This is a genomic window from Bacillus mycoides (assembly GCF_000832605.1).
Classification (GTDB): Bacteria; Bacillota; Bacilli; order Bacillales; family Bacillaceae_G; genus Bacillus_A; species Bacillus_A mycoides.
The window spans coordinates 2,997,372-3,009,731 of sequence record NZ_CP009692.1 but is presented as its reverse complement, the minus strand read 5'-3'; the positions used below and the strand labels follow the sequence as shown (position 1 = coordinate 3,009,731).

The 12,360-nt window shown below is 34.4% G+C and carries 13 protein-coding genes and 1 pseudogene; 2 read left to right on the top strand and 12 right to left on the bottom strand.

All coding sequences use genetic code 11. The annotated features are described in order from the left end of the window. Window positions 1–141: 141 nt before the first annotated feature. Window positions 142–921, bottom strand: a complete 780-nt coding sequence (locus tag BG05_RS17405; protein ID WP_002127800.1) for a BC_2878 family exosporium-associated protein — start codon at window positions 919–921, stop codon at window positions 142–144. A 255-nt stretch (window positions 922–1,176) separates the two neighbouring features. Between BG05_RS17405 and BG05_RS17400 the strand changes: the two genes are divergently transcribed. Further along, complete coding sequence (locus BG05_RS17400; protein WP_002032538.1) at window positions 1,177–1,497, top strand: hypothetical protein; 321 nt, start codon at window positions 1,177–1,179, stop codon at window positions 1,495–1,497. A gap of 54 nt (window positions 1,498–1,551) precedes the next feature. Here the strand turns inward: BG05_RS17400 and BG05_RS17395 are convergent, their stop codons facing one another. The 5 genes from BG05_RS17395 to BG05_RS17375 all read right to left on the bottom strand — a co-directional run bounded on the left by BG05_RS17395 (window position 1,552) and on the right by BG05_RS17375 (window position 7,138). Next, window positions 1,552–3,087: an MDR family MFS transporter gene (locus tag BG05_RS17395; protein ID WP_002127801.1), complete on the bottom strand. Its 1,536-nt coding sequence runs from the start codon at window positions 3,085–3,087 to the stop codon at window positions 1,552–1,554. A 23-nt stretch (window positions 3,088–3,110) separates the two neighbouring features. Then, a complete protein-coding gene (locus BG05_RS17390; RefSeq protein ID WP_002127803.1) occupies window positions 3,111–3,818 on the bottom strand; it encodes a hypothetical protein in 708 nt (235 codons plus the stop codon). Window positions 3,819–3,835: 17 nt separating this feature from the next. Beyond that, a complete protein-coding gene (locus tag BG05_RS17385) occupies window positions 3,836–4,546 on the bottom strand; it encodes a polymer-forming cytoskeletal protein (protein WP_003189729.1) in 711 nt (236 codons plus the stop codon). A 13-nt stretch (window positions 4,547–4,559) separates the two neighbouring features. Further along, entirely contained in the window at window positions 4,560–5,183 is a 624-nt protein-coding gene (locus tag BG05_RS17380; RefSeq protein WP_003189726.1) for a YhbD family protein, read from the bottom strand. 158 nt (window positions 5,184–5,341) lie between these two features. Beyond that, a complete protein-coding gene (locus tag BG05_RS17375; RefSeq protein ID WP_033734033.1) occupies window positions 5,342–7,138 on the bottom strand; it encodes an SgrR family transcriptional regulator in 1,797 nt (598 codons plus the stop codon). Between the two features lie 47 nt (window positions 7,139–7,185). On the opposite strand from BG05_RS17375, the gene BG05_RS17370 reads away from it, so the two are divergent. After that, a complete protein-coding gene (locus tag BG05_RS17370; RefSeq protein WP_002127807.1) occupies window positions 7,186–8,391 on the top strand; it encodes an MDR family MFS transporter in 1,206 nt (401 codons plus the stop codon). Between the two features lie 14 nt (window positions 8,392–8,405). Here BG05_RS17370 and BG05_RS17365 read toward each other — a convergent pair whose 3' ends face one another. The 6 genes and pseudogenes from BG05_RS17365 to BG05_RS17340 all read right to left on the bottom strand — a co-directional run bounded on the left by BG05_RS17365 (window position 8,406) and on the right by BG05_RS17340 (window position 12,295). Beyond that, window positions 8,406–9,110 (bottom strand): YjgB family protein, encoded by a 705-nt coding sequence (locus tag BG05_RS17365; protein WP_003189720.1) that lies wholly within the window; start codon window positions 9,108–9,110, stop codon window positions 8,406–8,408. A 72-nt stretch (window positions 9,111–9,182) separates the two neighbouring features. Continuing rightward, window positions 9,183–9,954: pseudogene (locus BG05_RS17360) on the bottom strand (aminopeptidase). Between the two features lie 254 nt (window positions 9,955–10,208). Then, entirely contained in the window at window positions 10,209–10,604 is a 396-nt protein-coding gene (locus tag BG05_RS17355) for a hypothetical protein (RefSeq protein WP_002084959.1), read from the bottom strand. Between the two features lie 92 nt (window positions 10,605–10,696). Further along, the gene (locus BG05_RS17350) at window positions 10,697–10,939 is read right to left on the bottom strand and encodes a GlsB/YeaQ/YmgE family stress response membrane protein (RefSeq protein ID WP_002013368.1); all 243 of its coding nucleotides are present in this window, start codon (window positions 10,937–10,939) and stop codon (window positions 10,697–10,699) included. 124 nt (window positions 10,940–11,063) lie between these two features. After that, on the bottom strand, window positions 11,064–12,029 hold the full coding sequence (locus tag BG05_RS17345; RefSeq protein ID WP_002127811.1) for a nucleoside hydrolase: 966 nt from the start codon (window positions 12,027–12,029) through the stop codon (window positions 11,064–11,066). Between the two features lie 77 nt (window positions 12,030–12,106). Then, window positions 12,107–12,295: a DUF3970 family protein gene (locus BG05_RS17340; RefSeq protein ID WP_002013371.1), complete on the bottom strand. Its 189-nt coding sequence runs from the start codon at window positions 12,293–12,295 to the stop codon at window positions 12,107–12,109. Window positions 12,296–12,360: the final 65 nt, after the last annotated feature.

The following is a 12,360-nucleotide window of genomic DNA, read 5'->3' as shown; positions in this document are numbered from 1 at the left end:
GTCACTATATTTAAATTACAAATAGCAATTATTAGTACAACTAGCCATCCTATTTACTTCTAACATCCATACTAACAAAGCGATTTCTTCCGTTACTACAATCCGCCTCGTATATTTTAAGAGGATTAATCAATAGGTACGTTATAGCTCCTTCTTAGAAATAAAAGATTCCGTCGCACCATTTTTATATATTTTGGTCAACTTAATAATCGACTTGTACGTATTATTGTCATCCACTATCATTTTTTTCATTTCTTCTATTTCGGCATTGCCAGTTCCACTCTCTATTTTTAAACAGTTCGAAATGGAAAGGTATCCGCTTGATACTAAAATAATAATAAAAGTAACATCAGGGAAATTAATAAATAGCAATCCATAGTTCAAAGGATCCCCAGCTGGATGCGATAAAAGCAATCGGAAATCTAGTAGTTCTGGCACTTGAACAAAATCTTTAGAAACAATCGCTTCACCTACTATTGTAATTTGCTTTACTACATTCCCAAGTTCATCTGTAAATTCAATACATCTAGGCGTATCAATTGTTTTTGCTTGTAGAGATAAATTCAATTCAGAATTATAAAAATCGAAAAAGAGTGTACTTCCCTCCGTTAAACACTGTGGACAAACATTTCCAAGGAGACTAAAATCCTCTTCAATAAATTTAACTTTCGCTTTACAACTACACACTTTTCCTATTCGAATCGCATCAATCCTTGAACAATCTACAAATATTACCTCATTGTCTTCTTGTGCAAATGAAACTATACCTTTTATCTCATTAAATGAAATGAAATATGATACAACTATTTCGTTTCCGTCTATTGTGATACTCTCAATCCTAGAATAAGGATCTAAACTTTTCAAAAATTCACATATACTATTTTGACAACATTGACAATTTCGTTTCGGCTCGCAATCCACTTACATTCAATCCCTTCCCTATATGTTTTTATCTAATACACATAATATGAGCGGGATATATGAAAAGCTTGGACAATATAATTTTAACGTAAGGATATAATTTGTTACGCCTAACATCAATATAGAAATTACACCAATAATAAGTAATAACACATAATTTTTACTATAAATACATATAACAATTTCATCTTTCAATGAAAAAGCGTTATAATGAGGTGCAGCCTCTAAGATTACGTAATAAAGGAGATTAAAACAATGACTAAAATTAAAGTATATCAAGTAAAAGAAGAAAATATGGAAGCAGTAAAAAACATTATTGATGTTGAGGAACAAAACCCAACTGCTGAGAACTTACAAAATCTATATACATGTGTATTAGATACTGAAGATATGGCATTACCTGAATCATACGTTGAAGAAGATATCTTAATTGATTCTATGGAAGTTATGGTTAACGCTTCTCAAAGCAAGCTAAGAGACTTAGGTACATATGATGTAATCGAAGTTCAAAACAAAGGTAAGAAAACACAAATTTTATTATTAGCAGACGAAGAATACGAAATTATCGAAGGCTAATTCGACTCCGTACATAAGAAAAAGCTCCTTTCAAAATTGAAAGGAGCTTTTTCTTTATGCTTTTGATGTTTCACTTTTCACCTTGTTTTGTTCTTTTTTATATACCATGCGCTCATTTCCCATAAAGAAAACGAATACGAACGCTAAACTTGCGGGGACTAACGCCCACATAAATGTCTGAACGATTGAACTAGAGAGAGCTTCAATAATTTTATCTAATATTTGCGGCGGAATTTGAGATCTTGCCGATTCTGATAGAATAGCTCTTGAATCTCCTAAAGCGTTTGTATTCATTCCCCCGCTCATACCTTTAAACGATTCTTCTAATTGATCCTGGAAACCAGTTCTTTGAATCATTCCGAAGATTGTAATACCAAGTGTCATACCTAATGAACGAATGAAGTTACTCGTTGAAGTCGCAGAACCGCGTTGCTCCATACCGAAGTTATGAATAGCAGCCATACTTAGTACAGAGAATGAGAAACCAACTCCAAAACCGATAATAACCATATAAATTGTTAATAATATACGACTTGTTTCTGGCGTTAATGTACTTAATAAGAATAATCCGATTAGCATAATTACAGCAGAAATAATCATAATGTTTCGGTAGCTAAGTTTCGATGTTAAAAATCCACCTAACTGCGCTGTAACTACTGATCCTAACATCATTGGTAATAACAATAATCCTGAGTTTGTTGCGGTACCACCGTATACGCCTTGAATAAATAACGGAATGTACACAGTTGCTGACATAAATGCCGCCCCGTAACATAAGGCAATAATTGTACTCATTCCGAATAGACGTTGTTTAAACATCTCAAATGAAATGATTGGTTCTTCTACTTTTCGTTCAATAACAATAAAAGCAATTACTAAAATAGCGAACCCAGCAAATAAACTTAAAATAAAGCTAGAATCCCAATCATACTTTTGTCCGCCTAATTCTAAGGCGAACATTAAACAAATTACTGCACCAACTAAAGTAATTGCGCCAAACCAATCAATCTTTTGTTCTCTATGAACTCGTGACTCTTTATAAAATAATGTAATAAAAATAAGTGCTAAAATTCCAAGTGGTAAGTTAATATAAAACACCCAGTGCCAGCTAATATAATCCGTAATATATGCGCCAAGTAATGGCCCGAAAATACTTGATAAACCAAATACTGCTCCGAATAAACCACCCATTTTCCCGCGCTTTTCTGGAGGGAAAATATCAAAAACGATAGTAAATGCGATCGGCACTAGTGCCCCGCCGCCAATACCTTGAATGGCACGATAAATACCTAACTGTGTAATATTTTCAGCAGTACCACAAAGTGCCGAACCAATCATAAAGACGATTAAACCGAAAATAAAGAATCTCTTTCTACCATACATATCTGATAGTTTACCGAAAATCGGCATACCTGCCATTTCTGCAACCATATAGGCAGAAACAACCCATACAAAGTTTTCAAGACCCCCTAAATCACCAACGATTGTTCCCATCGCTGTTACGACAATGGTATTATCCATTGATGCCATTAAGATACCTAGCAATAAACCGGCAACAACGAAGCCGAGTTTATTATTCTTTTCAACCATAACCTTGCTCTCCCTCATACTACTTATATTTGTTTATGTTCTTTTACGACTGAATTCCCTTTCAGGTTAAAACTAGTATGATATTCTACTACACTAATTTCACAGCCAGGGCCAATTATAACATGATTTCCTCTAACTACGTCTGCAATTGTATGCTCTAAATAAATATCATCTCCTTCAATAATTGATGTTTGGAGGTTTCCAGCATGACTTGTAAAAGGATTAAATCTCACTTTTTTACGTACTGTAATCTTTTTGCCACCGATTTCCCTTACTTTACTTCCTTCATAACGAAGTGAGATTTCAATATTTTCAGCATTAAGCAAACCATCACTTTCAAGACCACCAGTTAGTAATAATTCCTCTACTTCTATATCTCCCTTCACATTTAAAGCGCCTTTCACATCTACGAAATCACCTGAAAACTTTCCTTTAACTTCAATCATACCTCTTACTTTTGTTTTTTCTATATGAGCATCACCATACATTTGTGTATTGCCATATACTTTTATACATTCCGCATCTACGTTTCCTTGTACTCCACTATCTCCATACACGACATAATTTTTAACTTTCATATTACCACGTACATCACTCGTGCCGTACGTTTTAAATTCATTACAACTCATATGATTAGAAATTGTTCCTTCGCCGCGTATCTTTACTTTGTTATAATCCCCACCTGCTGAGCTACCTGATCCATTAACAGTAAGACTATGTTGATTTTCCATATCGATTGCTCCCTTCTTTACACCTGCCTAATTTCTTTTACATTTGCGCTTTTATCAACAGTAAGAACTCCGGTATATTCAATGAGTTCAATCTCACAGTTCGGTCCTACTGTAACATTGTTTCCTCTTACCGTTTTTATGTGAGCATAATCAATATCGATATTGTCACCTTCTAACAATTCAGCCTCTAACTGCAGGCCAAATACTGTTTTAAAAAGTTTACTAAAAGTACTCAATCTATGTCTTACTTTAATTGTTTGACCGCCAATTTCTTTCGCTCTACATGTACCGTGAATATTAATATTAATTTCATCTGCGCTTAATAAACCACCTACCGTAAACTGTCCCTCTGAAGAAAAAACATCAACCTCGCAATTACCATCAATCGTCGCTTGGCCATTGATTTTAAATTCTTCACCGGTGACATTTCCACCTATCGTACCTTTTCCTGCAATTTTTAAAGTGGTCGCCTTTACATCTTGTGTAATTGTCCCTTTCCCATCGATTCGCATCATTTCTGTGCTAACTGTACCATCAACTTTACCCGATCCGCTAATTCTTGCCTTACTACTTTTCAAATCACCAGTAACTGCACCGTAACCATTACATTCAAATTGCTCACATTCAACGTTTCCATTAACAGTTCCTTTTCCGTTTAGCTGTACTTTGTGAAACTCACCGCCATTCGATGTACCGTAACCGTTTATAATTAAATTTTCTGTACGCATGATTTCTCCTCCACTACAACAGTTTAGTTTTTAATGCTTCGGTATATTTCGTAATCGCTTCACGTAAAACAATTTTTGTTCCCTTTTCAAAAATTAAATCATCCACATTTGAAACTAAGAAACATGTAGAAATCCCTAACTTTCGAACGATAATTACGTCACAATTTTTATGCTTAATCGCTTCGTAATTTTCACTTAATACTTGTAAGACCATTTTCCCCTCTTCTAAACTAACGTCTCCTGATTGAAGAAGTTCTTCTAACACGTATACATAAAGAATCTCTGCAAATTGAAAATCTTCCGTTTTGTTCGTTTGCTCCATGAAAAATTGTAAAACAGGTTCTGATGTAATTTCTTTACGAATGAGATCTTCCTTTGCTAAAAGAATCTCTGTTACGCTTGGTGAAAACATATTTGCCAATTCATCAAGCGATAGATCCTCTTTCATCGTTTGAATTTTATCAATACGCTCTAATATCTTTTCTTTCGGAAAAAATGTTTCCTGACCTGTGAACGTTGACTTCCGTACAAACCAATCTTCCGGTATTAAATTTTTTCTCTTCCACCTATATAACTGTCCGTATGAAATACCAGTTAACTCTAATAAATCTTTTTTTGAAATTAAATTTGTAATCAACTGTATATCACTCCTTCCTAATAACAATGTAACATAACACTGTTACGCTGTAAATGAACTTTTATAACATGTAGCGTAACAATGTGCAAAACAAACTTCATTTCCATACAAAAAAGGTTCTTACACATCTTACAAAAATGCATAAAAACCTTTATATATCAATCCTTAAACCATATTTGATAAAAATCAATCCAACCTTGTGGATTGATCATTATATTTTGCACTTTTTCGTGTGAACTTACTTGCTGTTTGTTACGATATAAAGGAATAATATGAATTTGACGTAACAATGTGTCTTCAATATCGTGTAACAGTGTCATCCGTTTCTCTAATTGATTCTCTATAAAATAAGACTGCAATACTTCGTTAAATTTTATATTGCTATGTTGATGAATAAAGCTGTTTTTTGTAAGAAACATATATAGTAAACTTTCTTCAATACGCTCACTAATTGTCACACTATCATGTATTATATCAGCCTTTTGTATCGTACTTGTTTGCAATAACTCTTTTGTTTCAAGAAAAATGACTTCAATAGTGACGCCATACTTCGCACACTCTTTTTGTATCCAATATGAGTCTTCAACATGATCTTGTTCTGTAAATGTATATAGTCGCAGTGTTTCATTACGGTAAGAGCTCTCTTTAATAAGCGTATATATCTCCTCATTTATATGTATAGTGCCACCCTTTGTTAGAACCAATTCTTCTGCTATTTCTCCGCGCGCTCCTTGCAATTCCTTGATAAGCGCATTGCTATGAATGATTTTATATAGAGCTTTCCGAAACATCGTGTTTTGCATAGGTCCTTCTTTTGCGGTATTTAATGTAATGTATGTTACATTCGACTCAAGTCTAGTTAGTTCTTTATGATGCTTTTCTATATTGTTATAGTGTGCTTTCGCTAAAATATCGCACGTATTTACGCTGTGCTCTACATTCCATAATTCAATTCGATCGAGAAATGGTCGCTCGCGAAAATATAAATCATTTGCTTCTAATACGAATACATCCTCATTCTTTTCACATAATCGAAACGGTCCAGTACCGATTAACCTTCCATCTCCATCTCCATCTTCATTTACAATAGAACACTGTTCTGTACTTAAAGCATGTAAAAACAGCTTATTATCTGTAGATAAACGAATCTGCACAATGTAGTCATCAAGAATATGTAAACTTTCAACGTGCTGTAACATCCACGCATGCGGATTATTTTTCGCTTTCAAGAATCGTTTAAATGTATGTACAACGTCATAAGCAGTAAATTCTTTCCTGTTATGAAACTGAACACCTTTTCGTAAGTAGAAGGTCCATATATATTTCTGGTCATCATATTCCCAATAAAACGCAAGTCTTGGCTCTACACTGTTTGTATTTCCGTCTATATACACTAACGTGTCGTATATATGTTTTACCATATGACATTCCGAACGCATCGTAGCGTATACAGGATCTAATGCAATATCTAGATTCATTTGGACTTGCAAACGTAGTACATCTCTTCTCCCTTTAGATGTCCTTTCGACTTGATACCCGAATATCGAATCTATCCAAGTTTGAAATTGAGTTTGAAGCGATGGAAAATATGAGCTATACCTTTCAATAAATGCACTCCCGTTTTTTACATCCCCTTGTTTCGTTATTTCTTTTCCTCTTTCTAAAATTAAAGAAAGTGGATGTTTTTGAAATAACAACTTTGAACGATTTCCTCTCCCTCGGCCTGGAAACCACATAATCCAATTAAATTCTTCTAATTTTTTTATTATTAATTTACTATTTCGCTCTGTACAAAATAAAGTTTCAGATATATTTTGTATTGTTATTTCTAATTGTTCTCCCTCTGCTCTCCCATTTCCATACTGGAGCCACAGGTGCATATATTGCTCCAAAATAATCATAAAACGCCCCCTAAAAGATGAAAAATCTTCCTCTTTTATTCTACCCTTTTTCATTTCTGGCTTCCATCTTATCATTTAAATATAGAATGGAGGAAATAAAAATGAAGTATCTTTTAAAACGTTATAATAAGCCTATTCTCATTCGATTGTTCGGTGAATTGTTAGTCCGAACGACTGAAGCGATGTTAGCTATCATTTTTATTGTTCACGTTAATAAAGCGTTAAATGGTAATGTCATCGTTACAATGCTTCTTTTCGGATTACAGCCCCTCGCTGATATTGTGTTTACATTAATCGCTGGGGGTGTAACAGATAAATACGGCCGAAAGAAAATAATGTTACTCGGATTACTTTTACAAGCTTTTGCCGTAAGCGGATTCGTTTTTGCTGAATCGGTCGCCTTTTTCGCCTTATTGTATGTAGTAAATGGTATTGGACGCTCTTTATATATTCCGGCACAGCGAGCACAAATCGCTGACTTAACGAAGGAAGAACAACAGGCAGAAATATTTGCTGTTCTGCATACTACGGGAGCAATCGGCTCTGTAATTGGCCCATTAATCGGCGCCTTTTTCTATACTAGTCACCCTGAGTATTTATTTATTTTGCAAGGTGTAGCCCTTACGCTATATGCTATTCTCGTTTGGACGCAGCTTCCTGAAACAGCTCCACTCATGAAAAACGTTAATAAAACTAAAGAAGTATATTCGCCAAAACAATTTATTTCAAAGCATTACGCTGTGTTTGGACTTATGGTTTCTACGCTACCGATTAGTTTTTTCTACGCCCAAACCGAATCAAATTATCGTATATTCGCCGAAAGTGTATTTCCAAATTTTCTATTTGTACTCGTGTTTATCTCAACTTGTAAAGCTGTCATGGAAGTGATTCTCCAAATTTCCCTTGTGAAATGGTCTGAACAGTTTTCTATGCCTAAAATCATTGTTATTTCCTATACTTGCTATACGTTAGCTGCGATTGGCTACGGTTATTCCACAACAATATGGTCATTATTCTTCACATTGCTCTTTTTAGTAATTGGGCAAAGTATAGCTTTGAATCACTTACTACGATTCGTTTCACAAATCGCTCCAAGTCATAGACGCGGATTATATTTTTCTATATACGGTATACATTGGGATATTTCAAGAACTTGTGGGCCTTTTGTAGGTGCATTGTTATTAAGTAAATTAAGCGGTAGTACTCTATTTTATATTTGTGCCTTCTTATTAATAATCGGTGGTATCATTCAAGCTTTTTTTGTTCAATCGTTAGAAAGAAACAAAACAAAAGAGCTGTCCCTATAGGAACAGCTCTTCATTTAACCTGCCATTTTATTAATACTATCCTCCGGTGAGAACACAGAAATATGATGTACTTTACCAGTCGATTTTGGAATTACGAATTTCAATTCAAACTGGTCATTTACTTTATAAACATAAATTTTATCATTACCATTTTCTTTAACAGACGCTGGTTTTCCTAAAGCCTTTTCGATTTCTTGTAACGTAATCGATTTGAGCTCTGAATGGTAAGAGCGTACGTCAAAGACTTGTGATCCTTTATTAAAGCCAAATGCTACATTTTTACTTGTAAAAGTTGCATACATCCCGTTTCCTGCTTGCTCAGTCTTATCTGCCTTTCCCCATGCCTTCTCTATTTCTTCAATATCTCCTGTATGAGCTGCATATGGTACGTTAGGTACTTTACCTTCTTTCGCTTGCTCAAATAAATCTTTTACATGGTTAATTGATTTTTGATTAAGCACTGTATTTTTCGTATTAGACTCCGTTGAAGGTTTTACCGATTCTTGACCTTTTGGTTTTTCCACAGGTTCATTCTCTTTTTTGGGAGCAGTCTCTTCATTCTTTTTACTCTTTTCTGACGTATCGCTCTTTTTTTCCGTACTATTTTCTGATGTTGAATTAGTTTGCTTCTTTTCCTCAGCGTTAGTACATGCGGTTAAAGCCGCTACACACGTTAAAGTTAGGAAAAATATAAGTACTTTCATATATACTTTCATCATTTTCAACCTCCCTCTTCAATATATTCACTTTTGTAACCATTCCATAACACTACTCCTCAAATTATTTTTCCCCTAAAAAGTAAGTGCTTCCGTTTCTCCGAAAGTACGGACCATATACTCTATATATGATTTTCCTAAAAAATAACCGAGTCGGTTGTATCCGAAATAAGTCCCTCCTGATAGACGGAACCATTCTTTCTCTTTTTCAACTGTCCATCCTTCAACATAATCCTGTAAAAAACGTTTCTTAATGTTCTCTTCAATTTCTTTATAATATTGTAACGATGAATCACCATTACTACTATATGAATAGTAAACGGACTCACTTAAACCTTTAACTATTAGTTGTGATAAATAGGTCGCGACCCCTTCACGATATAAACTTACCGGGGCATCATTACATTCTCTTGTAATGCTACATTATGATATATATGTCCGATTTCATGAGCAACGATAACACGGAGGTGCTCCCTTACAGGAGATAATTTCTCAGCCGCAAAAAATATATCCCCAATAATCTCCCTTTCCACAAATGCATTAGAACCAACTCCACCTACAAATATATGAAAAGTTACATCTATATTACTACCAAATTGAATGCGATAGTCCTTACTAACTTCTTGAATAATTGATGGTAAAATTTCTGAAATAATACGAATGTCTTCTAGTTTTGCAGGATACTTTCAATCGCACTAGAGAGACGTTCTTCTGTCTTAGGACAGTGAAACTTAAAATACTCTTCGAATCCCTCTGGGTGCATATCATAATATTTGTTCAAGTCATGTAATCCTATATCATCGCTTTCCAAAAGCTTCAAAAAGCTTGGAATTGTATTGTTAATCATCTTATTCATCTCCTTGTATACACCTTCTCTCCATACTTGCTATATCCTTTTTGTAACTTGAATTAAACTGCTACAAAATCTCCTTTAAATGCAAAAAACCAGCAGAAAGTGAATACTCATTCTCTGCTGGTTTAATGTTTTGTTCCTTCTGAATCTTATTCAAATCATTTGTCATGATCAGAAATCCATTAAGATTAACTATTTATATAATTAAAAAAGCTGCCCTATTAAAGGACAGCTTCAAATATGTATTTTTACACTTCGATAGATTTACCGTCTTCAACGATATGGTAAAGTAAGTGTGCTAAATGATGAATTGGACCATTTTCTTCCTCTTCTTCATTTGTCTCACCTTGGAATTCAAGATCATTTAAGTATAGTGCTAAAAATTGATAGAACAATTTCAAATCAAATCCGTAGCAAGCACTTGGTTCTTCATGATCTCCTTCATATTGTAACATTAAGTATTGCTCGTTTCCTTCTGTATCTTCAGCATCAAAGAATACGAAGAAACCAACGTTTGTATCTAAATCAAATAGATGACGAGTACCTTTTTCTGTTGCTTTCTCGAAGTCCTCTTCACTTAATTTATGTACTGTTGTTGCCTTTGCATTATCCTCTTGATGAAAATTTACTGTAAATGATTTCAATGCTGACACCTCCTGATTGTATAACAGTAGCATAACAGATTAGACAACATAATACAAAGGGACTGCTTACAAATGTAGACAGTCCCCTGTATTCATTTCCGCATTGCACGGAATATAAAGCTTACGATGAAAATCAAAACAATGGCGCCTATTAAAGCCGGAACAATCGCATATCCGCCTATAACAGGTCCGAATTTACCAAGTAACGCTGTACCAAGCCAAGAACCGACAATACCTGCAATAATATTACCGATTACACCACCAGGTACATCCTTCCCAGTAATTAAACTTGCAAACCATCCTAATATACCACCAACGATTAAAGACCAAATCATATCATTTCCTCCTTTATAATTGACCAATAAAAATTATAATCAGAAACAATTGCTTACCATTAGTTATGTTACATTTTTCGTAAGTTATTCGTCTTATGAAAATCATTCAAATCTGCTCACCCTTTTAAGGACAATCTGGCTTCAATATTGTTCTCATAAATTCGTCTTTAAACGCTTGATAATTAAATTCAACGGCAATTTTTTGTATAGGACGATTATCAAACGTCGTTGGCTCAGCTATTTTTCTAAAATCTGCAACACTTTGACCTCTCGTTACATCATTCGTCGTACTAATCCAAACTGCTGATTTTTTATATTCAAAAATATCATCATTTATAAATGAAATGAACGGAAGTAAATCGTGAATCGGACTCCCAGCAATACCTGGATATTCTTTTTTGTAAAAGTTCTCGTAATAAAAATCGATCATTGGCTTTATGAGTTTCGCCTGCCCTGTTCCTTCTTTATCAATAATATCGACCATTTCAGGGGTAATAAGAGCACGCTGCGTTACATTTAACGGATATATTGTAGCATTCTGCGCATATTTCATAACGATATTCGCGGCAATTGGATCGCCGTAAAAATTAGCTTCTGATACAGGTGTAACGTTTCCCGGAAATAGAAAAACACCGCCCATTATATAATAAGAACATACTCGATTCATTAAATTGGGGTACAATAAAAATAATGTTGCAAGTGTTGTTAATCGTCCCGTCGCCACTATAATAATATCTTCTGGACAAGGCTCAATTAATTTAATCAATTCACAAAAATTTTCTCTGTCACAAATTCTCATTTTCGGTGGAATAATTGGACCTAAACCGTGATCCCCATGAATTTCAGGGAAAAACAAAGGTTCTTCAGCTGTCATTGGTCTACTGGCACCTTCAATAATCTTCACTTTTGTAGCATAGTATCTTTCTAAAAAATAAACATTTTCCGTAACAATTTCTCTTGATACATTTCCATACTCTGCAACGATACCGATAATATCTAATTTGCATGTTTTATTCGCATAAATTAACGTTACTGCATCATCAATACCAAAATCTCCGAAAAAGATTATTTTTTTATTAACTTTCCTCACCCCTCTCCAGCATAATCTACTATTATTATTATGCGAAAAAGACAAGGCGGTGAAACAGAGATAATTAAAAAAGCCGCCTATTTATTGGCGACTTCAATCTTTTTATAAGATAAATATGCTAGTACACTTTTGCTTGAATCATATTTCGGATTATTCCCTTTTCTCGGTTCTCTCATATGTGTTTTTTCAAACCCAGGAATGTCAGGCATTTTCTCTAAAAATTCAAGCATCTCTTCCTCAGTTCCCTCAATACGTACACGAATCATTATTACTATTCCTCAATTCTCATTTTCTCTGTACTAAGTATATCGTACATCAGAAAGACTGCAAG